The sequence below is a fragment of the Streptomyces sp. NBC_01446 genome (genome assembly GCF_026340095.1).
GTDB classification, from domain to species: Bacteria; Actinomycetota; Actinomycetes; order Streptomycetales; family Streptomycetaceae; genus Streptomyces; species Streptomyces aureus.
In genome coordinates this window covers 911730-935965 of sequence record NZ_JAPEPO010000001.1, presented here as the reverse complement: position 1 = coordinate 935965, position 24236 = coordinate 911730, and the positions used below count along the sequence as shown (strand labels likewise).

At 69.6% G+C, this 24236-nt stretch carries 19 protein-coding genes and 2 pseudogenes; 9 read left to right on the top strand and 12 right to left on the bottom strand.

Features of this window, described 5'->3' with window-relative positions:
• The first annotated feature begins 12 nt into the window (after positions 1-12).
• The 3 genes from OG456_RS04325 to OG456_RS04315 are packed head-to-tail and all read left to right on the top strand — an operon-like array spanning position 13 to position 2801.
• Positions 13-765, top strand: a complete 753-nt coding sequence (locus tag OG456_RS04325) for an ABC transporter permease (protein WP_354006143.1) — start codon at positions 13-15, stop codon at positions 763-765.
• Between the two features lie 15 nt (positions 766-780).
• On the top strand, positions 781-1785 hold the full coding sequence (locus tag OG456_RS04320) for an ABC transporter ATP-binding protein (RefSeq protein ID WP_266557346.1): 1005 nt from the start codon (positions 781-783) through the stop codon (positions 1783-1785).
• Complete coding sequence (locus OG456_RS04315; protein ID WP_266557344.1) at positions 1782-2801, top strand: ABC transporter ATP-binding protein; 1020 nt, start codon at positions 1782-1784, stop codon at positions 2799-2801. The genes OG456_RS04320 and OG456_RS04315 overlap by 4 nt, the downstream gene beginning before the upstream one ends.
• A 7-nt stretch (positions 2802-2808) precedes the next feature.
• On the opposite strand, the gene OG456_RS04310 is transcribed toward OG456_RS04315, so the two are convergent.
• A complete protein-coding gene (locus OG456_RS04310; protein WP_266557342.1) occupies positions 2809-4467 on the bottom strand; it encodes a BTAD domain-containing putative transcriptional regulator in 1659 nt (552 codons plus the stop codon).
• Positions 4468-4540: 73 nt separating this feature from the next.
• A complete protein-coding gene (locus tag OG456_RS04305) occupies positions 4541-5761 on the bottom strand; it encodes an aminotransferase class V-fold PLP-dependent enzyme (protein WP_266557340.1) in 1221 nt (406 codons plus the stop codon).
• 241 nt (positions 5762-6002) lie between these two features.
• Between OG456_RS04305 and OG456_RS04300 the strand changes: the two genes are divergently transcribed.
• Entirely contained in the window at positions 6003-6692 is a 690-nt protein-coding gene (locus OG456_RS04300; RefSeq protein ID WP_100597842.1) for a FadR/GntR family transcriptional regulator, read from the top strand.
• A 149-nt stretch (positions 6693-6841) separates the two neighbouring features.
• Here the strand turns inward: OG456_RS04300 and OG456_RS04295 are convergent, their stop codons facing one another.
• The 4 genes from OG456_RS04295 to OG456_RS04280 form a co-directional block, all read right to left on the bottom strand.
• Positions 6842-7027 carry a hypothetical protein gene (locus OG456_RS04295; protein WP_266557337.1) on the bottom strand — a complete coding sequence of 62 codons (186 nt, stop codon included), beginning with the start codon at positions 7025-7027 and terminating at the stop codon, positions 6842-6844.
• 110 nt (positions 7028-7137) lie between these two features.
• Entirely contained in the window at positions 7138-7608 is a 471-nt protein-coding gene (locus OG456_RS04290) for a helix-turn-helix domain-containing protein (protein ID WP_266557335.1), read from the bottom strand.
• 628 nt (positions 7609-8236) lie between these two features.
• Positions 8237-9607 (bottom strand): APC family permease, encoded by a 1371-nt coding sequence (locus OG456_RS04285; protein WP_266557329.1) that lies wholly within the window; start codon positions 9605-9607, stop codon positions 8237-8239.
• The gene (locus tag OG456_RS04280) at positions 9604-10482 is read right to left on the bottom strand and encodes a carbon-nitrogen hydrolase family protein (protein WP_266557328.1); all 879 of its coding nucleotides are present in this window, start codon (positions 10480-10482) and stop codon (positions 9604-9606) included. The genes OG456_RS04285 and OG456_RS04280 overlap by 4 nt, the downstream gene beginning before the upstream one ends.
• Positions 10483-10675: 193 nt before the next feature.
• Between OG456_RS04280 and OG456_RS04275 the strand changes: the two genes are divergently transcribed.
• Complete coding sequence (locus OG456_RS04275) at positions 10676-11572, top strand: LysR family transcriptional regulator (RefSeq protein WP_266557327.1); 897 nt, start codon at positions 10676-10678, stop codon at positions 11570-11572.
• Positions 11573-11779: 207 nt separating this feature from the next.
• The gene (locus tag OG456_RS04270; protein ID WP_266557325.1) at positions 11780-13612 is read left to right on the top strand and encodes a hypothetical protein; all 1833 of its coding nucleotides are present in this window, start codon (positions 11780-11782) and stop codon (positions 13610-13612) included.
• A 387-nt stretch (positions 13613-13999) separates the two neighbouring features.
• Here OG456_RS04270 and OG456_RS04265 read toward each other — a convergent pair whose 3' ends face one another.
• Genes OG456_RS04265 through OG456_RS04255 form a run of 3 tightly spaced genes read right to left on the bottom strand, consistent with a single transcriptional unit; the run spans position 14000 to position 15357 of the window.
• Positions 14000-14293 carry a DUF1330 domain-containing protein gene (locus tag OG456_RS04265; RefSeq protein ID WP_266557323.1) on the bottom strand — a complete coding sequence of 98 codons (294 nt, stop codon included), beginning with the start codon at positions 14291-14293 and terminating at the stop codon, positions 14000-14002.
• 33 nt (positions 14294-14326) lie between these two features.
• Positions 14327-14776 (bottom strand): MFS transporter, encoded by a 450-nt coding sequence (locus OG456_RS04260; protein ID WP_266557321.1) that lies wholly within the window; start codon positions 14774-14776, stop codon positions 14327-14329.
• Positions 14773-15357 (bottom strand): carboxymuconolactone decarboxylase family protein, encoded by a 585-nt coding sequence (locus OG456_RS04255; RefSeq protein ID WP_266557319.1) that lies wholly within the window; start codon positions 15355-15357, stop codon positions 14773-14775. The genes OG456_RS04260 and OG456_RS04255 overlap by 4 nt, the downstream gene beginning before the upstream one ends.
• A 138-nt stretch (positions 15358-15495) precedes the next feature.
• On the opposite strand from OG456_RS04255, the gene OG456_RS04250 reads away from it, so the two are divergent.
• Together OG456_RS04250 and OG456_RS04245 are read left to right on the top strand one after the other, a co-directional pair.
• Positions 15496-15792 carry a helix-turn-helix domain-containing protein gene (locus tag OG456_RS04250; RefSeq protein WP_266557317.1) on the top strand — a complete coding sequence of 99 codons (297 nt, stop codon included), beginning with the start codon at positions 15496-15498 and terminating at the stop codon, positions 15790-15792.
• A gap of 64 nt (positions 15793-15856) precedes the next feature.
• Positions 15857-16738 carry a PhzF family phenazine biosynthesis protein gene (locus OG456_RS04245; RefSeq protein ID WP_266557315.1) on the top strand — a complete coding sequence of 294 codons (882 nt, stop codon included), beginning with the start codon at positions 15857-15859 and terminating at the stop codon, positions 16736-16738.
• A 104-nt stretch (positions 16739-16842) separates the two neighbouring features.
• Here OG456_RS04245 and OG456_RS04240 read toward each other — a convergent pair.
• From OG456_RS04240 to OG456_RS04230, 3 genes and pseudogenes are all read right to left on the bottom strand, one after another.
• Positions 16843-17272: pseudogene (locus OG456_RS04240) on the bottom strand (integrase); the annotation flags it as partial.
• Between the two features lie 31 nt (positions 17273-17303).
• Positions 17304-18384: pseudogene (locus tag OG456_RS04235) on the bottom strand (integrase core domain-containing protein).
• A gap of 388 nt (positions 18385-18772) precedes the next feature.
• On the bottom strand, positions 18773-19837 hold the full coding sequence (locus OG456_RS04230) for a helix-turn-helix domain-containing protein (RefSeq protein WP_266557313.1): 1065 nt from the start codon (positions 19835-19837) through the stop codon (positions 18773-18775).
• Between the two features lie 194 nt (positions 19838-20031).
• On the opposite strand from OG456_RS04230, the gene OG456_RS04225 reads away from it, so the two are divergent.
• Positions 20032-23892, top strand: a complete 3861-nt coding sequence (locus OG456_RS04225; RefSeq protein ID WP_266557311.1) for a S8 family serine peptidase — start codon at positions 20032-20034, stop codon at positions 23890-23892.
• The last annotated feature ends 344 nt before the right edge of the window (positions 23893-24236 follow it).

The following is a 24236-nucleotide window of genomic DNA, read 5'->3' as shown; positions in this document are numbered from 1 at the left end:
GTCATCGCGCTGATGGCCGCCTTTCCCCGCCTGTTCACCGCCACCGATCCCACCGTGTGCGACCTGAAGCTCTCCAAGGGCGCCCCGTCCGCCGCGCACTGGTTCGGCTACGACATCCAGGGCTGCGACTACTACGCCAACGTGATCTACGGGGCCCGGCCCTCGGTCCTGGTCAGCGTCTCCGTGTGTGTGGTCGGCTTCGCTGTCGCCTGCGTCCTCGGCATGCTCGCCGGATACTTCCCCGGCTTCGTCGACAGCCTCGTCTCGCGCACCGCCGACGTGCTGTTCGCCCTGCCCGGCCTCGTCGCGATGATCGTCATCCTGCAGGCCTTCTCGTCCCGCTCCGTGTGGACCATCGCCTTCGTGATCGTGCTGCTCGGCTGGCCCGCGGGCATGCGGCTGATGCGCTCCACCGTTCTGAGCGTGCGCACGCGCGAGTACGTCCTCGCCTCCCGCGCGCTCGGCGCCGGGGCCCAGCACATCCTGCGGGTGCACATCCTGCCCAACTCGGTGGCGCCGCTGCTCGCCATGACCACGCTCACCGTCGGCGCGGCGGTCGGCACCGAGGCCGCGCTCACCTTCCTCGGCATCGGGCTCCAACCCCCCACCATTTCCTGGGGACTTCAGATCGCCATCGCCGCCTCCTACCGCGACGACGTCCACCTCTTCCTCTTCCCCGCCCTGCTCCTGACCATCACCGTCATGGCCTTCATGATCACGGGCGACACGGTCCGCGACGCTCTCGACCCGAAACTGAAGAGGTGAGCGGTGAACCGCCCCATGGCAGCTGAACCTCTGCTCGACGTACGTGACCTGAGCGTCGAGTTCGACACCCGCGCCGGCCGCCTGCGCGCCGTGGACTTCGTTTCCTGGACCCTGCACCGCGGCCGCACCCTCGTCATCCTCGGCGAGTCCGGCTCCGGCAAGAGCGTCTCCACCCAGGCCATCACGGGCATCCTCGACAGCCCGCCCGGTCATGTCACCGGCGGCCAGGCCCTGTTCGACGGAATGGACCTGCTGACGCTGACCGAGCGCGCACGCCGCGGCGTCGTCGGCAGCCGGATCTCGTTGGTCTTCCAGGACGCGCTGTCCGCACTCAACCCCGTGCACACGGTCGGTCGGCAGATCGCCGAGCTGTACCGGGTACACCGGGGCACGAGCCGCTCCGACGCCATGAAGCGGGCGGCCGAGATGCTGGACCGCGTGGGCATCCCCGGCGCGCGGGGCCGTGTCCACGACTACCCGCACCAGTTCTCCGGCGGCATGCGCCAGCGCGTGATGATCGCCATGGCGCTCGCCCTCGGCCCCGAGGTGCTCATCGCCGACGAGCCGACCACCGCGCTCGACGTCACCGTGCAGGCCCAGATCCTCGAACTCCTCGCGGAGATCCAGGCCGACACCGACATGGGGGTCGTGCTCATCACCCATGACCTGGCCGTCGCCGCGGAGATCGCCGACGACCTGGTCGTCATGTACGCGGGCCGGGTCGTGGAGTCGGGGGCCACGGCCGATGTGCTGGGTGATCCACAACACCCGTACACCCAGGGGCTGTTGCAGTCGGTGCCGTCCGCCGAGAGGCGCGGCCAGGACCTGCCCGCCATCCCCGGCACGCCGCCTGACCTGATGCGGCTGCCGTCCGGCTGCCCGTTCCGGCCGCGCTGCCCGCACGCCCACGACCGGTGTGTCACCGAACGCCCCGCCCTGCAGCCCGCCCCCGGCGAGCTCCGCTTCGGTGCCTGCCATCTCCTCGACCAGCCGCTCAGCCCGGAAGGCGCCGCACGATGACCGACGACGTGATCCTCAGGGCCGAAGGGCTGGTCAAGCACTACGGCGGCGGGCCCGCGCTGCCGTGGCGGCGCGGCCGGGGCGCGGCCGTGGTCCGGGCCGTCGACGGCGTCGGCCTGGAGCTGCGGCGCGGTCAGGCGCTCGGCATCGTCGGCGAGTCCGGCTGCGGCAAGTCGACTCTGCTTCGGCTGCTGTGCGCGCTGGAGCGGCCGACCGACGGGCGGCTCCTCTTCGAGGGCGAGGACGTCGCGCGGCTGCGCGGCGCCGCCCTCAAGCGGTGGCGCCGCCGCGTCCAGGTCGTCTTCCAGGACCCGTACGCCTCGCTCAACCCACGGCTGAGGGTCGGCGAGATCATCGGGGAGGCCTTCGACGTCCATCCCGATGTCGTCCCGCGCGCCGGGAGGCGGGCCCGGATCGCCGAACTCCTGGAACTGGTCGGCCTCGACGCCCGTCACGCGGACCGCTATCCGCACCAGTTCTCCGGCGGACAGCGCCAGCGCATCGGCATCGCCCGCGGCCTCGCCCTCGGCCCCGACGTGCTGCTGTGCGACGAGCCCGTCTCGGCGCTCGACCTGTCGGTGCAGGCCCAGGTCGTCAACCTGCTCCTGAAGCTCCGTCGCGAATTGGGTCTCGCGCTCGTCTTCGTCTCCCACGACCTCGGCGTCGTACGCCACGTGTGCGACGACGTCACCGTGATGTACCTGGGCAAGGTCGCCGAACAGGCCCCGGTGGACGCCCTCTACGCGGTCCCGGGCCACCCCTACACCGAGGCGCTCCTGTCGGCCGAACCCTCCCTCGACCGCATCCGCGACCCGCACGCCCCGCGCCGCACCCGCATCGTCCTTGCGGGCGATCCGCCGTCGCCGTCCGCACCGCCGCCGGGCTGCCGGTTCCACACCCGGTGCCCGCGCGCACAGGACCTGTGCCGTGACACCGAGCCCCTGCTGACGGTGTGGGGACAGCGGGCCGGCGCCTGTCACTTCACGGACGCGATGCTCGCCGGGAGTGTGGACTGACGGGGTGTCAACCTGCCGATGCGATACGGGTCCTGGCGGTGCGCGGGCCGTCCGGGAACCCCGGGTGCGAGGCGGGCGGCCCGCCGATGTCGTCCACCCGGGCCGCTTCGTCGGCGGCCCGCGCGGCGGCGAGCCGCAGCGCCAGCGGATGCCCGGCGCAGCCGTCCGCGAGGCTGTGCAGAGCGGACGTAGCCGTGGCGGTGGCCGCCGAACGGTACGGCAGCGCCGCGACCGAGGCCAGCGGCGCCCCCGAAGCGAACCGGCGCAACAGCCGCAGGGACTGGGCCGCGTCCAGCGGGCCGAGCCGGAGCGGCACCCGGCCGGGCAGGTCCCGCAGCGGGGCCCGGCTGGTCACCAGCACCGCGCAGCCGGGCGCCGCGGGCAGCAACTCCCGCAACTGGTCCGTGGACTGGGCGTCGTCGAGCAGGACGAGCAGCCGACGTTCGGCGGTGAGTGTACGGAACCGGACGGCGCGCCGCTCCAGACCGTCGGGCACCTCGTGCGGCGCCACCCCGAGGTCCTCCAGGAATCGGCCGAGCACGTCGGCAGGGGCGCGCCCGCCGAGCACCGCGTAGAGCTGGCCGTCGGGGAACCGGTCCCGCACCTGGTGGGCGACGTGCACGGCAAGCGTGCTCTTGCCGAGGCCCGCCGCACCGGAGATCACCACGGTGGGGCAGACGGCGGCGGGGGAGTCGGGGCGCCGCAGCAGTTCGCGCAGCTGCCGCACCTCCTCCTCCCGACCGGTGAAGTCGGCGCTGTCGCGCGGCAGTTGAGCGGGCACGGGCAGACGGGGGGCCGGTGCCGGACACGCGGGCGTGAGTGACCGCGGCGGCTGCCGGGGCGCGGCCAGCGAGGGGTCGGCGTGCAGGATGCGCTCGTGCAGCCGGCTCAGTCCCGGGCGCGGTTCGACACCCAGGTCGTGCACGAGGGCGCGCCGCACTCCGCGGAACAGGGCGAGGGCCTCGGGCGTGCGCCCGCTGCGGTACAGCGCCAGCATCAGCAGCGCCTGCAACCGCTCGTCGTACGGTCTGCCCGGCACCAGCGGGGCGATCCGCTCGGCGGCCTCGGCATGTTCACCGAGGTCGAGCAGTGCCTCGGCGTGTTCGAGGCGGGCGTCGAGGCGCAGCCCGGCGAGCCGGTGCCGGGCATCCGCCGCACAGCGTTCCGGCACCCCGCTCAGCGCCTGCTCGCCCCGCCACTGGGCGAGGGCCCGCTCGTAACAGGTGCGGGCGGCGCCGACCCGGCCCGCGCGGCGCTCCCGGCGCGCCTCGGACAGCGCGTCCTCGAACCGCCACAGGTCCAGTGCGTCCCGCCGCAGATGCAGCCCGTAGGTGGTGCCCCGCGTGATCAGGAGCCGGGGTGCGGCGCGGCGGGCTCGGTCCGGCTCCAGCGCCTTGCGCAGGCGCGCTGTGTACGTGGCGAGCAGGCCCGCCGCGCTGTCCGGCGCGTGCTCGCCCCAGACGGCCCGCACCAGTTCGGTGCGCTCGACCTGTTCACCGCCGCGCAGCAGCAGCGCCGCGAGAAGCGCCTGCTGTTTCGGGGTGCCCGGCGGTAGCGGCTCTCCGGCACGCTCCGCGCGTACCTGGCCTAGGAGGCGGTACCGCACCAGAGCGCTGTCGTACGCGGGCGGGAGTGGGGGGAGGTCCGTCGAGATGCTCGGGGCCACGGGTCGTTACCTTCCTCGTCGGGGCCGTGTTCGGAGAGCCGTGCGGGCTGCTGGGCCGGGGGCGCGCGCGGGCTCAGGCGGCGCGGCTCCACGCCACCAGCCGAGGCACGCACCGCTCGGCGAACTCCTCATAATCGGCGGGGGTGTTGTAGACGTGCGCGGAGAGCCTGATATAGCCGACCCCGTCGAAGGACGTGAACGCGGTCTCCGCGCCGAGTTCCTGTGCGGCCCGGTCACGCAGCACATCACTCGCGAACCGGTCGGGGCCGAGCTCGTCGGGCAGTCTTACCAGGCGTAGCGCCGGCGCGGGTGTGCCAACCGCCGGCACGGCGTCCTGTCCGATGTGCCGGGCGAACGCGTCCGCGACGGTGTGCTGCCCGTAGTCGGCGAGCGCGCTCAGATACCCGCGGACCGTCTCCCACCCCCACGTCCGCTCGACGAAGGACAGCGCGGCCGGGGCCGCGAGCCAGGCGGAGGTGTCCTGGGTCCCGGTGTGATCGAAGCGTGCGGGGAAGGGCAGTTGGGTGCCCCAGGAGTCGATCAGCGGGTACAGGGCCGCGCGCAGTGGACCGCGCGCGACGAGGGCGGAGGTGCCGCGCGGGGTGCAGGCGAACTTGTGCAGATTGCCGGTCCAGAAGTCGCAGGCGAGACCGTCCAGCGGCGCGGCCAGCATGCCGGGGGCGTGCGCGCCGTCCACCAGGAACGGGATGCCGCGCCGTCGGGCGAGCCGTGCGATCCGCTCGACCGGCAGCAGTCGGCCGGTCGACGACGTGATCTGGTCGAGGAGGATCAGCGCGGTGCGATCGCCGACCTGTTCGGCCACGGCCGTAAATGCCTCGTCCGCGTCGGCCGCGAGAGGGATGTGGGCGGTCCGCACCCGCCCGCCGCAGCGCAGGGCCGTACGCTGCGCGGCCATGGTGACCGCGCCGTATCCGTGATCGGTGACCAGAATCTCGGCCTCGGGCGGCAGGGTGAGCGAGGCCAGGACGGTGCTGACTCCGGCGCTCGCGTTCGGTACGAGGGCCAGATCGTCGGCGTCCACACGCAAGAACGCGGCGAGTTCGGCGCGGGCCGTGGAGATCCGCCGCGGCTGAGCCGGGAACCATACCACCGGCGCCCGCTCGGCCCGCTCCCGCAGCCGGTCCTGCTCACGCTGTGCCGCCACCGGCACCGCACCGAACGAACCGTGGTTGAGATGCAGCAACTCCGGGTCGAGCGACCAGGCATCCGCGGCGGGTCGGCCGTTGGGCAGGGACAAGGGTTTCGGCGGGGCGACGGCGAGGCCCGTACTCATGCGACTCCTAGGAGGAACTACCCAAGACGTATGATGACATGCAGCATCCTGGCATGTGCATCGCTGCGATTAAAGTGCTCCTTCCCTGAGTTTTCAGGGAAGGTGGCTGATGACAGGAGCGCGAGTTGATCTCAGACTCCTGAAGACATCAGATGACTTGCTAGGGTCTCATCAGTCGAAGCACGCTGACGGAGCACGGGCCGCGGGCCGTGGGGCACGGCACGGATCGGAGGAGCGGGATATGTCCGCAGTGGAGAAGGCCTTTCACGGCCTACGGCACATGATCGCCGACGGGCGGCTGACAGCCGGTGCGCGCATGCCGCCCGAGGCGGACCTGTGCGCCGAACTCGGAGTCTCCCGCGGGCCGTTGCGGGAGGCCGTGCGGATGCTCGCCGCGCTGCGCGTGGTCGAACCGCGCCACGGCTCGGGCACCTACGTCTCGGCACTGCGGCCCGAGGACATCATCGGCAGCCTCTCCCTCACCGTGGACCTGCTGCCGCTGCCCGGCCTGCTCGAGGTCTACGAGCTGCGCCGCGTCCTGGAGGCGCACGCCGCCTCGCAGGCCGCCGCGCGAGTGGGCGCCGAAGCGTTGGAGCGCATGCATGCCCACCTCGCGGCAATGGAGGCCACCGATGATCCGGCGGAAGTCTCCGACCTGGACCACCGGTTCCACTCGGAGGTCGCGCGCGTCGCGGGCAACCCCGCGCTGGATTCACTGCTCACCGTGTTCCGTACCCGCTCGCGCCGCCACCAGATCTTCACGTTGCCCGAGGGCCCGGACATCAAGCGGGTCAGCGACGCGGGCCACCGCGAGATCGTCGGAGCGATCAGTCGCCACGACCCGGTGGCGGCCGCGTCGGCCGCCGCGGCGCACATCGCGCATTCGGAGAAGTGGCTGCGCCATCTTCTGGACCAGGAGCGACAGGCCTGACCGGAGGCTCGTACTACTACCTCACGACCACGAAACCCCAGGTCACAACCACAATCTGAGGTCTCTACCGAACCCGGAACGGTTCACACCAGCACCACGGCCTCGGCGTCGGGGTAATCCACGCTCAGCAGCTGTTTGATCTGGCCGGCCTAGTCGGTCCGGGTGCGCCGGGGCAGGGCCTGGACGCGGCGCCACCCGGCCAGGGGTTCGACCCACACGAAGATTGAGCAGGTGCCGCAGCGGATGTACTCGCTGTCCTGGCGGGCGTCGTGGCCGGGGCGGGCCGGGAGCGGGGCGCGGGCATGGTCGAGGAGCTGGTAGGGCTTCTCGTCCATGCACACGACCGGACGTGCTGGGTCATGGGGCCGGGCATAGATGGCCAGTACGTCTTCCATCCTGGCCGCGAACTGCGCGTTCGCCTTCGGTGGGATGGTCCAGCACTTCTTCAGATGAGGACGCAGTTCCGTTTTTTTAAGATCCGCCCGATGGTGGAGTGGTCCAGGTTCGGGATGTCCTCGACCAGCGCGACATGTTTCTCCAGCAAGCGCAGGGACCACCGGGTATAGCCCTGGGGTGGCTGTGAGCATGCCATCGCGATCAGCCGGGCTTCGACCTCACCGGTCACCGGTGAGGGCACCGGCGGCAGCTCGCGCTTCTTCCGGGCGATCGTGGCGTGAACATCGCCACCGGTCTCGGCGAACCGCTTGGCCACCAGCCGCAGTGTCTCGCCCGAGACTCCGGCCCGGGCCGCGACCGCGTCCTGCGAGCCGATCGCGCCTGCAGAGGTGTCGAGCGCGAGCAGCACCCGCGCCCTCCTGATCACCGAGGCTGGATGGATACCCGTCGTGGTTACCCGAACCAGCTCTTCACGATCAGCCGCGGTCAGCACCACCGGCCTCTTCTTCTGCGAACCCATCACCCCAACTCCCGTCCGGCAGAAAGGAAGCAACATCTGCCGGACCCCACCATCCCAACCAAACAACCCAGAACTAAGCAACGACACGCTACTAGTCGTGAGGGGGAGCAGGCTGGGGGAGTCATATGTCGGTATCGGCTGGGTCGGAAGGGGCGGCGCCGTACGTCGAGGTGTCGTGCGTGGTGGGCAGGCGCGGCCGTCGACGGCGTCTTGAACGCGCCAGTCGAGCACGCCCCCGCCCTGCGGATGCCCCGTCTTGCCAGCGCAACGGCCAGTCCTCGTTGGTGCGCTGGGCAACGATTGCCCGTTCGCCGAGCTCTACGAACGCCGGGGCCACGTCTGCCTTCGCAGGCATCGGCCACAACTGGGTCGAGGCGGCGCCGGATGTCGGCGACGCCAATGGGATCCACTTTCCCCGGGTCGGCGAGGAGGCGTACGCGGTTGGTCTGATCCGCCGCACCATCCGCTCTGCCGTGTGCGGGCTGAGGGACCCGCTTCCCTTCGTCGACTTGGCCGCAGCCGGCCCTGGACGCAGGGCAAAGGGCAGCTCGGAGGGGATGTGGCCGTGCCTCACCCGGCTGGTGACGGCGTCGCGACACCGCACGACGAGCCCGGGCGAGGCAGGGAGCTACGCGGTGACCGTGTTCGTGGCCGTGGTGTCGTCGTCGAAGGTCATCTCCGGTGCGGGCCGGCGGAAGCCCTTGGTGAGGACGGCCAGGTAGACGACGCCGATCGCCAGCCAGACGCCGCCGATCTGGAGTGCGACGTGACCGAGCTTCGTGAGCAGGTAGAGGGAGACGGCGGCGCCGATGGCCGGCATCACCAGGTACGAGAAGAGGTGGGGGGTGCGGCCGTGTCTGCGCTCTCGGACCAGGTGGGCGATCACGCAGACGTTCACCAGGGTGAAGCCGAGGAAGGCGCCGAAGTTGATGAATGAGGTGGCTGTGGTCAGGTCGAGTTTCATGGCGATGACACCGGCGGCCGCGGTCAGCAGCAGGTTCAAGACGGGCGCGCCGGTCTTCTGTGACAGGTTGCCGAAGACGGCCTTGGGCAGTGCGCCGTCGCGTCCCATGACGTACATGAGGCGGGCGGCGGAGGCTTGCAGGGCGATACAGGAGGCGATGGATCCGGCGATGGTGACGAAGTTGATGATCTCGGCGTACGTTGTGCCGCCGACCTGGACCTTCAGGTGGTAGGCGGCCGCGTCGACGTCGGCGAACTTCGCGCCGGGGTGGACCAGTTGCATCACGAAGGACAGCACGATGAAGATCGCTCCGGCGGCGATGACGCAGCCGATGATGCCGCGGCCGATCGTCCTCGCTCCGCCCTTGGCCTCTTCGCCCAGCGTGGAGACGGCGTCGAAGCCGAGGAAGGAATATGCGGCGATGGCGGCGGCCGCCGTGACCGCGCCGATCGAAGTGCCGGAGTTCCACAGGGCGCTGGTGGCGGGGGCGGAGGAGCCGTGCTTGCCGAGGAAGACGACACACAGGGTGGCGAAGAGGACCAGCGACCCCAGAGCGATGAACATCAGGCCCTTGTTGACGCGGTCCGCGAGCTTCATGCCGAAGACGTTGATGGCGGTGGTGATGCCCACCGAGACGATCAGCCAGACCCACTTGGGTATCTCGGGGAACTGGGCGTGGAAGTAGATCGCCGTGATCAGCCAGCCGACCATCGGGATGAAGAAGTAGTCGAGCAGCATCGCCCAGCCGGACAGGAATCCGATGCGGCTGTCGAGCATCTTGCGGGCGTAGGTGTAGACCGACCCCGCGCCGGGCACAGCGCGCGCCATCTTCGCGTAACTTAGCCCGGTGAGCAGCATCGCGAGGGTGGCGATGGCGAACGCGGTCGGGGCCGCGCCGCCGCTGGTGGCGGCGACCACGCCGAACATCGTGACGACGATGCCGGGGGATATGTAGGCCAGGCCGAACAGCACGACGGAGAGCAGGCTCAGGTCGCCCTTCAGTCTCATGGTGCTCTCTGTGGTCTCGCTGCTCATCGTGGTGGCTCCTCGGTGGTGTGGGCGGGGTTCCAGGTGGCGGGGTCGATGCGGCCGCCGTACAGCGGGAGTTCGAGGGCTGGGTCGCCAGGGCGGAACTGGTCCCAGATCCGGTTGAGGCCGGCGGTGCCGTAGCGGCGGACGTTGCTGACCTCGTCGAGGTCGATCACGTCGGTGAGGGTGGAGTCGCCGGCGTCGACGGTTTCGGCGCGCACTGTGCCCTGTGGATCGATGACGAGGCTGCGGCCGGTCCCGGAGGGGGCAGCGGCATTGACGCTGGCGACGAAGACCTGATTGGTGATGGCGTTGGCGCGGTTGAGGACGACTTCCTGCGCGCGGTCGCTCGTCGGCGTGCGGACCACGTTGACGATCAGCTCTGCGCCCATCCAGGCCAGATGGCGGGAGATCTCCGGGAACCAGGTGTCGTAGCAGATGGACAGTCCGATGCGGCCGACCCCGGGGAGGTCGACGACCTCGAACCGGTTGCCGGGTGTGGTCGTCTCGTACGGGCGCCACGGGCAGATCTTGCGGTACGCGGCGAGGCGCTCACCCTGTGGTGAATAGACCGGTGTCGTGTTGTGGACGCGGTCGCCGGTGCCTCGCTCGTAGACGCTGCCGGGCACCAGCCAGATACCCAGATCCCCCGCGAGCTCGGCGAAGGCCGCATCGCGCTTGCCGTCGAGCGGCTCGGCCCCCTCCTCCGGGGCGGCCGGGACGCCGGGGGCGCTCTCGCCGAGGTGCAGTTCGGGGTAGACGACGAGGGCGCCGGGTGCGCGCAGTTTCACGCGCCGCTCCACGTCGGCGGCAAAGCCTGCGAGGTCGTCGGCCGGGCGGCCGGGCGCCTGGGCGAGGATCAGGGGCAGGGGGCGGGCCATGCGGGAACACCAGCCAATCAAAGGAACTGTTCGAGGAGAAGTCGACGGAGATTCGGGCGCCGATAACCAGAAATTCCGGTGGGACAAGAATGCGGCTAGTCAGCCATAGCCTCAAATACTTGTGAGGGGTGATTACCATGCCTTTGAGGCATGAAGGTGTCATGCCTCCTCCGTCTCCCGAAGGACCACCGTCATGGAACTCCGAGTGCTGCGCTACTTCCTGACCATCGTGGAGACCGGTTCGGTCACCAAGGCTGCCGAGGTGGTCCGCGTCGCCCAGCCCTCGCTGTCGCGCCAACTGCGCGGCCTGGAAGGGACCTTGGGGATGACACTCTTCGACCGCGGCGGCAAGCAGATGGTCCTGACGGCGGCCGGCCGGCGCTTCCTTCCCCTGGCCCGCGACCTGGTCGCCCGCGCGGACGCCGCCGAGGCCGCAGTCGGTGCGCTGGCTGCCGGTCGTGCCATGCGGATCACCGTGGCGGCGCCGCCCACCACCATCACCGACGTGATCGCGCCGTTCCTGGCCACCTGGGGGCCGGAGGATCCGCTCGTCACCGTGCAGGCGGAGAGTCCGGCACACGCGTACCAGGCCCTTGCGAGGGGCGCCGATGTAGCCATCTCCTCGGCACCTCCGAGGAGCCGTTTCGCCGGGCTCCCGGTGGCCCGCCTGCCGCTGTGGGCCTACGTCCGTGCCGACCATGCCTGGGCGAACCGGGACCGCGTCACCATCAGGGAACTTGCCGCGGAGCCCCTCATCGTCCTCACCCCGGCGCACGGCACCCGCCGCATCCTGGACCGTGCCGTGCAGGATGCGGACGCCTCGTACGACATCGTGCTCGAATGCGACACCCCGCACGTCGCACAGGCCATGGCGGCTTCGGGCCATGGTGTCGCGGTGGTCTCCGACGATCCCCGCTTCGACCTGCACCCGCTGCTGATCCTCGACAGCACGGGCGAACCGATGCAGATCCACCTGCACGCGGCGTGGGACGCCGGCCACTATGCGCTGCGCAGCATCGAGGCATTCGCGGCCGGGTTGTCACGTTTTTGTGTCGAGCGGTACGGGCCACAGGTCGCCGCCCGCCTATGAACTGCAGCGACGACTACAGACCACGGCCCTCACCACGACACGAGGCGTGAGCGCACGCCGACCCGACGGCCGACAGGCCAAGGAGAGCTCGAGGTATGCCCGGCAGGCAGCCTGACCAGATCGGGCAGGCATTGGACGGCGGCCCCGGCGCGCCCCAGCATGCGGCGATATCCCGCATCAGCTGCCAGCCCGAGAGGACCTCGGACCATGCCGAGACCGTTCCATGCCCGACGGCTACGCCGTGCCGCCGCCACTGCCGCCGTACTCGCGGGGCTGTTCGCAGTCCCGCTGCCGACGATGGCGGCGCCCGCCGCAACCGCACCCGTACCGGGTGATCCGCTCACCGGAAGCGGTGCGGTGAACCGGACCGAACTCACCGCCGGCCAACTCGCCGGGGGTACCGCCGAGGACACCGTGCCCGACAGAGCCTTCGCCCTGCCGGCGCAAGCAGCGCCACCCACCCACAGCTTCGAAGGCACCCTCACCCTCGACGGCCTCTCCACCGCCGGCGGATTCCGCGCACTGAAGGACCCGAACGGATACGGAGACGCAGCAGCCACCCGGCACCTGCCACCGGTCGACATCGCGCTCGTGCAGAACGGCAGCAACCTCATCCCGGCGAAGCGCGGGCTGCGGTACACGGGGAACCAGGCGTGGAACCTGGCGGTGGGACCCGGCCGCGCGTGGAACGAGGACGGCGACGGCCAACGCACCCGCGCCTCCCTGCCGTTCGCGCTCGTCGAGCGCAACGCCAACTGCGTGCACAACGGCGCCCTCACCTTCCTCTTCGACGCCACATCGATCTCCGAAGTCCGCTACCAGATCACCACGGAGACCTGCGAGTACTTCCAGTTCGACATGTGGGGCCAGGTACCGGCCGACTACCGGCCCGGCCCCGTCGACGGCGCCGAGAACCTACGCGACGCATACGCCTCCGAGGTCGGGGACCGGCTCCCGACCAAGCCCATCTCGGCGCTGGCCACCGACTACCCGGACAGTGGGGTGGACGTGGCGAAGTTCGGCTCCGGCATCACGCCGTCCGCGCTGAGCACCTTCGGCTTCTACTTCGGCGGAGTCCACTACGCGGGCAACTGTCGGACCCGGCAAGGGGAGTACCCGTTCTGCGGCCAGATGCTGCTGCCTTCGTACTCGACCGCGAAGTCGGCGTTCGCGGGAACAGCCATGCTGCGTCTGGCGAAGCGCTACGGCCCGGCCGTGGCCCAGGAGAAGCTCTCCGACCGAATCCCCGAGACCGCCGGCAACACTGCCTGGAGCGGCGTCACCCTCGACCGCACCCTCGACATGGCCACCGGGAACTACACCTCGCCCGGCTACGAGACCGACGAATCGCGCCGCACCATGGCGGACTTCTTCGCGGCCGAGCCCTACGTCGACAAGATGCGACTCGCCCTGTCCTTCCCGCGTAAGGCCAGCCCCGGCAGCAAGTGGGTCTACCACACCTCGGACACCTTCCTCGCCACCGCCGCGATGAACAACTACCTGCAGGACAAGGCCGGTTCGGACGCCGACATCTTCGACATGCTCCGCGACGACGTACTCGAACTCATTGGCGTCGGGCCCGACTCCCTCGTCTCCTCCCGCACCGACAACATCCCCGGCGGGGCACCCTTCGGCGGCTACGGAATGTTCTGGACGCCGGACTCCGTCGCCCGGTTCGCGAAATTCCTCAACAACGACCACGGCGCCGTCAACGGCACGCAGATACTCGACCCGACACTGCTCGCGGCCACCATGCAACGCACACCGCAGGACCGGGGCATGACCACCACCGGCACCAAGCCCATGAAGTACCAGAACGGCTTCTGGGGCGCCGAGTTCACCTCTGCCGACAACCCTGCCTACACCAGCCCCTTCTACGTACCCTTCATGTCGGGATACGGCGGCATCACCGTCGCGATGATGCCGAACGGCGCCACCTACTACTACTTCAGCGACAACAACGAGTTCAGTTGGAACGCCGCCGTCGCCGAAGCCGACAAGCTGGTGCCCATGCCCGGCGCGGCAGCTACTGCGAGGTAGACCCCCATCGAACGCACCCTTGCCGGCCTGGGATGCGCTTCGCCCGACTATGACCCCGGCCGGCCGACAGTCGCTGAGGAGCGGACAGTTCAGCCTGCTTCCTGTGGTCACGCTCCTGCCCGTCGGGTACTTCGACCGACGGGCAGGAGCGTGCCTGGATGCGTCACCGGGGCGGGACCGATCAAGTAATGAGGCATCCAGGCTCAACTGACAGCTCCCACGCTAGGGGGCCATCAGAATCTGCGACCGCTGCTGGCGAGGACCTATTCAGCCGCAACCGATGTCGGGCATCTCCTGAGTGAATGGCCAGCCCCTTTGACATCCAACTCAGTCGGGCGCAGGATGCTGAGCTGCGGCGACTAAGTTGGGTGTCCGACTGGGCCTCGGTCAGTCGATGCCTTCGACGATGCGGAAGTCGCGCTCGACGCCGTCGGAGAGGGCGTCCAGCGCCTCCTGGTAGGCCGCACTCTCGCGTGCCGCGACGGCCTGCTCGAAGCTGTCGAACTCGATCAGGACGGTGCGCTCGGCGATTCCGGCGTCATGCGCCACGACCCGACCGCCACGGGCGAAGGTTCGACCGCCCCCGGCCTTGACGGCCGGAGCGGCCAGCTTGTTGTAGGCAGCCAACTTCTCAGGGTCTGAAATGGTGCGGTAGACGCTGACCCAGTAGCCCTTGGGCATGAAACCTCCAGTGTTGGGATGAGTGCATCTGGCTTACGGGTTGGTCTCGGACGAGCGTCGGCGGGTGAGAGCGAGGCTTGTCAGCGTCGTGATCGCCATGGCGCCGATGCCGACCAGCGCCGCGGTGGTGTAGGCGCTGTCGTCGGGGAAGAGGTGGCCGGGGCCGGTGCCCGCGGCGAGGATCAGGCCGCCGATGGCGCTGCCCAGGGAGTACCCGACGCTGCGGACGACGTAGTTGAAGCTCATGGCGCTCGACGTCTCGCTCTTGGGGGTGACGGCCAGGATGACGCCGGGCATGGCGGCCGTGAAGCTGCCGACGCCGAAGCCCAGCACGCCCATGGCCACGAACAGTCCGGCCAGGTCCGACCGGGCCGCCGCGAACAGGGCGAACCCGCCGCCGACCACGACGGCGCTGCCGGCCAAGAGCAGGGGGTTGGCGATCCGCATCAGCCGCGCCTCGGAGTGCTCCCGGGTAGTGCTCACCGGTTGGTCGCGGTCGTGATGGGGAGGAAGTCGGCGAAGCGAGGCGCGCCGGGCTCGTGCGGCACGCGCGTGGCGCGCGCGGCGAAGCTGACGGCGTGATACCACCCGCACAGCAGGAGCAGATCGAGCAGCTGGAGCTCGTCGAAGACCGACACGAGTTGTGTCCACAGCGCGTCATCGATGTCGGAACGCTCGTGCAGCGCGTCGACGGCGAGGATGAGCAGCTGTTCCCGCTCGGACGTCCAGCACTCGTCAGCGGGGTCGCCGTGCACCAGGGATGCCGCCTGCTCGCGGGTGAGCCCGACCCGTTCGGCGAACGTCATCATGTGCACGCCCCACTCGTACTCGCAGCCGCACAGCGCGCACGTCCGGTCGATGGCGATCTCGCGTTCCCTCATGGTCAGGGTCAGCTGTCGGCCCAGCTCATAGCGCCCCCATCCGTGCATGGCGCCGGCCATCGGGAGGTTTCTGGCGAACATCCGGAACAGCCCGATCGGCGGCACGTCCCCGGGCATCATGCGCGCGAGCAGCGCTCCGGCCTGGTCGGCGTACGGCGGTTCCAGCAGGGCTATTCGCGACATCGGCGCTCCCGTTGAGGTTGTTTCGAAATTCGAAACACGCATGGATGCTAGTGTTTCGAATAACGAAACACAAGGAGGGTCATGCCGCCACCGCGCCCAGGAACACCGGTTCGTGGATCGACGACCGGCCGTCCGATCATGGCCGCGATGGACCTCTTCGGCCGTCGGTGGGCGCTGCGCATTCTCTGGGAGCTGCGTGCGGGTCCGCTCGGCGCCCGCACGCTGCTGGCACATTGCGAAGGACTGTCATCCAGCGTCCTCTACCAGCGGCTTCGCGAACTCACGTCAAGCGGGATCATCGCCCCCTCAACCGACGGCTACGAGCTCACTCGCCTGGGGGCAGCACTCAGTCACGCCCTACAACCGCTCAACGAATGGGCGATCACCTGGGCGCAGGAGCAAGAACAGAACGATCAGAATCCTGCGGAGGCATGAACGTGGAGCCGGCGGTGGGCGGGGGAAGCGGACGCCGGTCCGGCACAAGGATCACGGCACTGCGATGAGTAGGCACGGTCTGCCCGTCACGATCGTCAGCGCGTGTCTGCGCGACGGCCACGGCGGTAGTCCCACCGCGGTGCTGGACGAGGCGCCGTTGAGTGACGATGAACGCCGTCGTGTGCCGGCTGCGATGGGAACGTCGCACGCCGTCTTCGTGTCGGTGCACGACAGCCGACGGGGCGGTCCGGTCGTATCCCTCCGCTTCTTCACCGCCGAGGGAGAACTGCCTGCGTGCGGTCACGGGACGGTTGCCGCTCTGGCCTTCCTGGCCGAGCGCGCCGGGGGCCAGGAGTATCGAGCCACCATCCATGCGGCAGGGCGTGTCTTCCCTGGTTGGTCCGTACGGGAGGAGACGCATGTCAATGCCGCCTTCGACCCCGGTCCCGTAGGCCTGCGCAGGCCCACAGCGGCCGAGTGCGACCTTGTCCTGCCCGCACTCGGTGTCACCTCGGGCACACTCGCTCCCGGTACCCGCGTCGCCTCTGTGGGGCGGTCGCGGTTGCTGGTTCCCCTTACTGCGCGGTCCGCTCTCACCACCCTCAGCCCGGACTTCGAACGGCTCCGTGCCGCCTGCGACCGTCTCGGATTCCTGGGCTGCTACGCCTACTCGGTGCCGACGCCCACCGGCAGCGTCGCGGCCCGCATGTTCGCCCCGTCGATCGGCGTCGCGGAAGACATCGCCAACGCCAACAGCACCGCCTGCCTCGCTGCGCACCTGGCGGGCCAGGGCATCCGCGACATCGCCGTCGACATGGGGGACTCCCTCGGCAGTCCCTCCACGATCACCGCCACCGCACAGCACGACGCGTCGGGGCTGCTGGTCCACTTGGGCGGTGCCGCGGAAGTCACACGCAGCATCCGCATGTCCATAACCGGTCCGTAGCTCATCAGCGGCCGGCACGTCAGGCGATCGTCACCCGCCCTGTCCTCCCGCAGCAACGAGCGACGAAAGCGGCTCCTGCCACCAAGTCTGTGGGTGCCGATTAATCATCCGGCCTGGTGGTACTCGTGAAGGGCTCCGCCGAGTCGATCTCGTCGGTGGACCTCCAGGTGCCCGATCTGTCCTGGTTCGGTGATCGGTTCGGAGAGTGCGGAGTGGAGCCGCCTGATGCAGGGTCCGGTGCGGCCGATGCCCGTTGCAGAAGGACTCGAACTCGAGCAGCGTGTGGAGGAGTTGGTGCTGGTTCCATAGGGGGGCGCGGTCCAGCAGCTCGCGCCGGCAGGTCTGTATCCACCGTTCCATCACCGAGTTCATCCGGGGCATCCGGACACCGCTCTTGACGACCGCCAGCCCGGCATCGGCGAGCACGGCGTCGAACGCTGCGGTGAACTTGGAGTCGCGGTCCCGGATCAGGAACCTGGCTCTGCCGCCCGCGTCCTCCAAGTCCATGACGAGATTGCGCCCGAGCTGCATCACCCTGTGCTGCTCGGAAACTCATCGCCCATGGTCAGGCTGCATATCTGTACTCGTTGATCACGCCGCCGAGTATTCGGGTGCGCAGAACCCGGTGAGCGGACGGAGCGGCCATGGGCGTCGGGTGCTTCCGGGCGAGGGGAGGGAGCTGTCGGCGAGCCTGGTGGGGGCGATGACCGTTGTCATGCCGGGCGTACGCATCGAGGACGTGCCGGGCGTGCCACTCGTTCCAGATCAAGAGGTGGTCGAGGACCTCGCGCCGCAGGGTGCCGATGACCCGTTCGCAGTGGGCGTTCATCCGAGGGGCCCGCGGCGCGCTTCTCACAGCTTGGATGTCGTCGGCCGCGAAGACCGCGTCGAAGGGGTCGGTGTACTTCGAGTCCCGGTCTCGGAGCAGGAAACGCAGCGAGTCCGCCCGCATACCCAACTGGACGGCGAGGTTTCTCGCCTGTTGCACCGTCCAGGGCCCGGTGGGATGGGCAGTCACTCCCGCGATGTGCAGCCGGCGTGTGCCGTGCTCGAACACGAGCGCGCACACCCGGCGTAGATCGACCAGGTCGATATGGACGAAGTCGCCGGCAATGATGCCCTCAGCTTGCGCGATCAGGAACTCGCGCCACGTCGGACCGCTGCGGCATGGGGCCGGATCAAATCCCGCTGCGGTGAGGGTCTCCCAGATCGTCGTCGAGCCGACCGGTGTCCGAGCCGGACGATTTCCCCTTGGATCCGTTGGCAGCCCCAGCGCGGATTCTCTTTGGCGAGCCGCAGTACCAGAGCTTTCACCGCACTCGCGGTCGACGGTCGACCGGGCCTGCTCCGGCGCTTGCTGCAGTCCTACCTCCGGGCGATCAGCCTGCGGTGCCACGCCAGCATCGTCGTGGGCGCCACCGGGAACACCTGCGCCTACCGGCGCCGGGGGATCAGCGAGGACGGCCCTGTGAACCACAGCCGATCCGCCAGTCGTAGTGCACCGGCTTCGTGAGCTGCCTGCGCAGCACCGCGTTCTCGTGCCGCAGTACCAGCAATTCCGCGTCCTTGGCCACCTCTCCGCGTAGCAGCACTGCCGGAACCGCGAGCAGTTTCCGCGCCACCTGGTACACCAGTGAAACGATCACCCGGCCAGGGTTCCAGCAGACAGTGATGCCGCGCCAGACCGCCTCCGAGCAGTAGCGATGAGTTTCCGAACGGCACAGGTGTGGGTGGACTTGTGCGGGTCGATTCCGATCAGCATCACGGGACTGTTCCTCACGGTCGGACGACGGGTCAGCCGCAGCCGACACGCCGACTTCCAGGCCGGCGGATCAGGACGCGCCTCTGTTGAGTCAGACCGCAGCCGAACGCCGGGGCGGTGACACACCCCGGGAGAGCCAGCCCCGAAGAGCGGCAGGCGATTCACGAATCACCCGACCCGGCGTCCTACGGCACGCTACGAGCGGCCAACCCGACCGCGTACCGCTATCCCCATACAAGTCGGCGATTCACCTCGGCGCGGGATCTGCGCGATCACTCCATGACCTCTTCGTTCACCCCGGTGGCGGGCGCGCCGTCCTCGAGCCCCGGCGGTGCCGCGTGCGCAGGCAAGGGCACAGGCGCGGCCACCCATCCATGCGCTGCGGCGTGTAGGCCGAGTTGGAAGCGTGTCTGCGCGTGCGCCCGCTCCATCAGCGCGCGCAGACGACGCTGCAGCGTGCGGTAGCTGACGCCGGCCTGCCGTGCGATGGCCTCGTCCGGAAGCCCCGCCGTCAGGAGGCTGACCAGCAGGCGCTCCTCCGGCGACAGGCGGTGGGGATCGGCGCTTTCCACATCGTCGAGACCAAACGGCAGGGCCACCACCCAAAGCGTCTCGAACAGTGCGGACAGCGCGTCGAGCACCGCTGAGCGGTGCAGGACGACAAAGGACGGACTCGGGTCCGGACCCGAGCCCGAACTCAGCGGCAGGATCGCGATTCTGTCGTCGACCAGGGCCATCTTCGTGGGAACGTCGTGGAGCACTCGGGCCTGCTCACCTGCGGCTGCCCACATGCGCAGAACACTCAGCCGGTCGGGCGTGTTGATGCCGTCCGAGTCGTACAGCGCCCGGACGGTGACACCGCGGGCGAGCAGCTCGAGTTCGGGTTCGTTCGCGTAGAGGGGGCCCGGGTAGTACGGCGGTTTGTCGAAGCCGCGCAATTGGTGCCGGGCACTGCGTACGGCCTGGTCGACCCGTTGGCGTACCGCGTCGGCGCCGGTGACGATCTCGACGAGGGCGGCCGGGTCGCGGGTGGTCACCGCTTGACGGAACCGCTCGGTGAACTCCCCGGCGCGGACCTTCGCCCGGTGCAGCTGTTCCTGCCCGCTCAGCAGCAGTCCGTCCAGGGCGACTTCGGGGTCGATGGCCACGTAGGTGACCGGGCGGCCGGGCCGGCGGCTCACCAGTCCGGACGACTGGAGCCGACGCAGCGCCACGCGCACCCGGGCCGGTGACAGCCCGGTGGCGCACGCCAGGTCGTCGGGCGCGGCCGGCCGCGCGGTGAGCAACGCGGCGTAGAGGGTCTCTGATTCCGCGTCGATACCGAGTACCTCGAGCATGATCGACATCCCCCAACGCGCGTGGCAAAAACTCGTCATTGGCGACGTTACGCCTGGTGCGAAGCCCCCGGCGGCGCGGTGGATGCGTTTCACTTCCACCGCAGCAGACCCGCACCTCAGCCCGTTGGCGGCGATGGGTCCGTCTGCGGCACCACCTGTGCACGTCTCACCAGTTCCGCCCTGAGAGGATCTTTATGCATATCTCCACCGGCCGAATAAGACGAACCGCCGCCACGGGGGCGGCCCTTGCCCTCACCCTGTCGCTGACGGCCCTGCCCGGTATTGCGACGGCGTCGCCGCCTGCGGCGGTCCCACTGTCCACCGCACACCCGCCGGCGGCCGCGCCGAGACTGACCCTCATCACAGGGGACACCGTCGCCGTGACGACCGGCGCCGGCGGCAAGCCGACGGTGGATGTCGTCTCCGAGGCAGGAACGTCGAAACAGTTCCAGCTCATCAGCGGCCGGAACGGCGACATGTACGTCTATCCCGAGGACGCGCTGACCGCTATCGCCGCCGGCACCGTGGACCCCGAGTTGTTCAACGTCACCCAGATGCTCAAGGACGGGAACGGCGACGCCAAGGGCGCTCAACTGCCCGCTATCGTCAAGTTCCAGGGCAAGCCGACCCCGGCCGCGTTGAACCAGGACGCCAAGCGTCTGCCGAGCGCTCGCACCCAGAGGGTCATGCCCAAGCTGGGCATGACCTCGGTGGACATCGACAAGTCCAGGGCGAAGAAGTTCTGGCAAGCCGTCAAGCCGGTGCGAAGGGCCGGCGGGGCCAAGAGGGGAGCCCCGGCAGTGGTGCCCGGAAGCGCCGGAGTGGCCAAGGTCTGGTACGACGCAAAGGCGAAAGTCTCGCTCGACCAGAGCGTGCCCCAGATCGGCGCGCCGCAGGCTTGGGCCGAAGGTTACAACGGCAAGGGGGTGAAGGTCGCCGTCCTGGACACCGGGGTCGACCTGACCAACGCCGATGTCGCGCCGAGCATCACGGCCAGCGAGAGCTTCGTGGCCGGGCAGACCGTCCAGGACGGTTTCGGCCACGGCACCCACGTCGCGGACATCATCGCGGGCAACGGCGCCAACTCCGACGGCAAGTACAAGGGCGTGGCCCCCGGCGCCGACCTGCTCATCGGCAAGGTGCTCAACAACTCCGGCAAGGGCACTGACGCCGACATCATCGCCGGAATGGACTGGGCGGTCGCGCAGGGCGCCAACATCGTCAGCATGAGCCTCGGAGGCACCGCCCGCCCGGGCGGGGACGTACTCAGCCAGGCCGTCGACTCGCTCAGCGCCTCCTCCCACACCCTGTTCGCCATCGCCGCCGGCAACACCGGGCCCGGCACGTCGACCCTCGGCACCCCCGGCATCGCGGACTCCGCGCTCACGGTCGGCGCCGTGGACCGGTCCGATGCGCTGGCGGACTTCTCCAGCCGAGGTCCGCGGCTGGGAGACAACGTCATCAAGCCGGACATCACCGCACCGGGAGTGGACATCGTCGCCGCCCGCGCAGCCGGCACCACTATGGGCACCCCGGTGAACCAGTACTACACCTCGGCAAGCGGCACCTCCATGGCCACACCGCACGTCGCCGGCGCAGCGGCGATCCTGGCCCAGCGCCATCCCGACTGGACCGGCAAGCAGCTGAAGGACTCCCTGACCGCCCATTCCAAGGCCTCCGCCTCCTACACCCCCTTCCAGCAGGGCTACGGCCGGGTCGACGTCCCCGCAGCAGTGGACTCCCAGCTCGGGCTTTCGGGCCGGGCCGACTTCGGCCTGATCGCCTGGCAGAAAGACACGTACTCCCCGCAGACCCGCACCCTGACCTTCCACAACTCCGGTTCCGCCGAAACCACGTTGAACGTCGCCACCACGATCGAGGACAGCAGCGGAGCGGCCCCGGCCGACGGCGCCATGACACTGTCGGGCGCAAACCTCAGCGGCGGCAAGCTCACCGTGCCGGCCGGCGGCAGCGCCGACGTCACCGTGACCCTCGACCCCAACGGGCTGGCCCCGAAGCAGTACTCCGGATCCATCACCGCCACCGCCGGCAGCGGCGAGACGGTACACACCCCGGTCGCCTTCAAGATGGACGTCGAGCACCACGATGTCACCGTCAACATCAAGGACCGCTTCGGCAATGCCCCGTCCATTGCCAGCCTGACCATCCACGGCATCGACAACGACAGCTGGCAGCACGTGTACGTGTACGGCGGCCAGACGAGCACGACGTTCGCGATGCCGGTGGGTCGCTACTCCATCGAGGGCGCGGTGTACACCGCTGTTCCCGGCGAACCCACGCGCGCCTACGCGGAGGACCTTTTCGCCCTGCCCAACATCGACGTCGCCCACCAGGACCAGACTCAGACGGTCGACGGCACTACCGCGACCGAGGCCACCGTCAAGGTCACCGGCGAGAAGCGGCCGCTGGAGCGGTCCTCGTACATGACGATGATCTCCCGCGACGACGGGGCCGGGGGCCACGGGAACTTCTTCGGCTCGGCCGGCCTGCTCAACGGGGCCGAGAGGGGGGTCGGAGCCATCCCCAGCCAGACGGCCACGACCGGCACGCTGCGGACGTACACCTACCTCACCGAGCGCCAGCCGCTGCTCCAGGTGTCGGTCACCAGCCCCGAGCGGTCCAGCATCCCCGTGGCCGGATCGGCCCTCAGCCCGCGCTTCGAGGGTACGAAGAAGGTGCAGCTGGTCGACGCCGGCACCGGCACAGCCGAGGACTTCGCCAAGATCCACGCAGCCGGCAAGGCAGTCCTCATCTCCGCCGCCGACCTCGATGCCGTAGACGCCCAGGTCACACGTGCCGCAGCCGCAGGGGCAGTCACCGTGCTCGTGGCACCCACCAAGGCGAATCCGTTGGGCGGCGGATCGATCGCCGCGGACCTGCCCATTCCCGTCACCGACACCAGCTTCGACAGCGGCCGCGCCCTGCTCGCGATGCTCGCCAAGGGCAAGGTCACCGTCACGCTGACCGGCGTCCTCGAATCCGGCTACACGTACTCCACGCAGTTCGCCTCGGACGGCCGCATTCCCGCCAGCCTGGCCAAGACCGTGAGCACCAGGGACTTCGTGAAGGTCCGGAGCACCTACCACGCCGACCGGATCCGGCACCTGGGCTACGAGACGCTCAATGTCTGGAGCCCTCACCAGCCGACATCGCTCAAGGCCTCGCAGTACGTCTCCATGGGCGGCAGCATGGACGACTACGTGCTGGCGAGCCCCGAGCTGGCCTACGCGCAGACCGTCAACCCCAGCATCCTGTCCTCCGCGTTCATGACCGAACCCGCCGTCACCTACCCCACGCCGGGCAGGTCCTACCGGAAGGACTGGCTCGCCGCGCCGATGCACCCGTCGGTGGACGATCCTGCGGTCTGCGCCTTCTGCCGCAGCAACCTCTGGGTGCGGACCACGAGTTCCGCCGGTGGCGACGCCGAACCCGCACACCAGCTCGTCAACGGGCCGACCGCTGCCTGGACCTTCTTCCGCGATGGCCGGCAGATCACCGACACCAGCCAGTTGATGGTCCCGCAGAAGGCCCCGTACACCTTCGTCCAGGACGTGTCCCGTCCCACGGACCACCCAGGCGTCACCCTGGGCGGCAAGGTCCACACCGAGTGGAACTTCACCTCGGCCGCCCCGACCACGATGGACGTCAAGGACTGCGACACGGGCGTGCTGCCCGAAGCAACGCTGTGCGAGTCCATGCCAGTGGTGACGATCGGCTACCGCATGCCGCTCGACGTCCTCAACCAGGCACCCGCCGGCCAGGCGTTCGTCTTCACCGTCGACGGTGGCCGGGCCAAGGGCTGGAGCGGTGGCAACACCGCCATGGCCGGGGCCAAGGTCTCGGTTTCGTACGACGAGGGCGCCAGCTGGAAGCCCACCACCGTCCTGCGCAAGGGCAGCCGCTCCTTCCAGGTCGTGGTCAAGCACCCCGAACTGGCGAAGACCAGCGGGTACGTAACCCTCAAGACCGAGGTCTGGGACTCCGCGGGTGACCGCACCGTTCAGACCATCACCCGGGCGTACGCCCTCAAGTAGGGCTCACCCGACACACCGGCACAGCCGCAACCCGCAAAGTGCCCGGCGGCGGAGGTCTGTCCGACCTCCGCCGCCAGCGGCTGCCCGTCCTGGTCGCCCGCCCGAACCGCACGCGCCGCGGACGGGACACCGCGAGTCCGCCGGCGGACTTCTGGAGGGCGGGACAGCCGACCACTGGCGCCCTGGTCCTGCCGGGTGAGCGGCCGGTGCCCATCGTCCCTGCCCCGCGCGCCGGCAGATGCGCTTCCCGCGCCCGGCAGCGCCTGGACATGCCAGGGGCGCTGTTGCTGGGCATCGCGCTCGGCGCTGCCCTGACCGGGGTCGGGCGGAGTTCCTCCGTCGGC

Excerpts from the sequence above, each read along its gene's own strand:
- OG456_RS04225 (WP_266557311.1), top strand. The coding sequence starts at position 20,032 with ATGCATATCTCCACCGGCCGAATAAGACGAACCGCCGCCACGGGGGCG.
- OG456_RS04325 (WP_354006143.1), top strand. The coding sequence starts at position 13 with ATGGCCGCCTTTCCCCGCCTGTTCACCGCCACCGATCCCACCGTGTGC.
- OG456_RS04250 (WP_266557317.1), top strand. The coding sequence starts at position 15,496 with ATGGCCGCGATGGACCTCTTCGGCCGTCGGTGGGCGCTGCGCATTCTC.
- OG456_RS04280 (WP_266557328.1), bottom strand. The coding sequence starts at position 10,482 with ATGGCCCGCCCCCTGCCCCTGATCCTCGCCCAGGCGCCCGGCCGCCCG.
- OG456_RS04285 (WP_266557329.1), bottom strand. The coding sequence starts at position 9,607 with ATGAGCAGCGAGACCACAGAGAGCACCATGAGACTGAAGGGCGACCTG.
- OG456_RS04315 (WP_266557344.1), top strand. The coding sequence starts at position 1,782 with ATGACCGACGACGTGATCCTCAGGGCCGAAGGGCTGGTCAAGCACTAC.
- OG456_RS04255 (WP_266557319.1), bottom strand. The coding sequence starts at position 15,357 with ATGTCGCGAATAGCCCTGCTGGAACCGCCGTACGCCGACCAGGCCGGA.
- OG456_RS04230 (WP_266557313.1), bottom strand. The coding sequence starts at position 19,837 with ATGCTCGAGGTACTCGGTATCGACGCGGAATCAGAGACCCTCTACGCC.
- OG456_RS04300 (WP_100597842.1), top strand. The coding sequence starts at position 6,003 with ATGTCCGCAGTGGAGAAGGCCTTTCACGGCCTACGGCACATGATCGCC.
- OG456_RS04245 (WP_266557315.1), top strand. The coding sequence starts at position 15,857 with ATGAGTAGGCACGGTCTGCCCGTCACGATCGTCAGCGCGTGTCTGCGC.
- OG456_RS04320 (WP_266557346.1), top strand. The coding sequence starts at position 781 with ATGGCAGCTGAACCTCTGCTCGACGTACGTGACCTGAGCGTCGAGTTC.
- OG456_RS04270 (WP_266557325.1), top strand. The coding sequence starts at position 11,780 with ATGCCGAGACCGTTCCATGCCCGACGGCTACGCCGTGCCGCCGCCACT.
- OG456_RS04290 (WP_266557335.1), bottom strand. The coding sequence starts at position 7,608 with ATGGGTTCGCAGAAGAAGAGGCCGGTGGTGCTGACCGCGGCTGATCGT.
- OG456_RS04275 (WP_266557327.1), top strand. The coding sequence starts at position 10,676 with ATGGAACTCCGAGTGCTGCGCTACTTCCTGACCATCGTGGAGACCGGT.
- OG456_RS04265 (WP_266557323.1), bottom strand. The coding sequence starts at position 14,293 with ATGCCCAAGGGCTACTGGGTCAGCGTCTACCGCACCATTTCAGACCCT.
- OG456_RS04305 (WP_266557340.1), bottom strand. The coding sequence starts at position 5,761 with ATGAGTACGGGCCTCGCCGTCGCCCCGCCGAAACCCTTGTCCCTGCCC.
- OG456_RS04295 (WP_266557337.1), bottom strand. The coding sequence starts at position 7,027 with ATGGACGAGAAGCCCTACCAGCTCCTCGACCATGCCCGCGCCCCGCTC.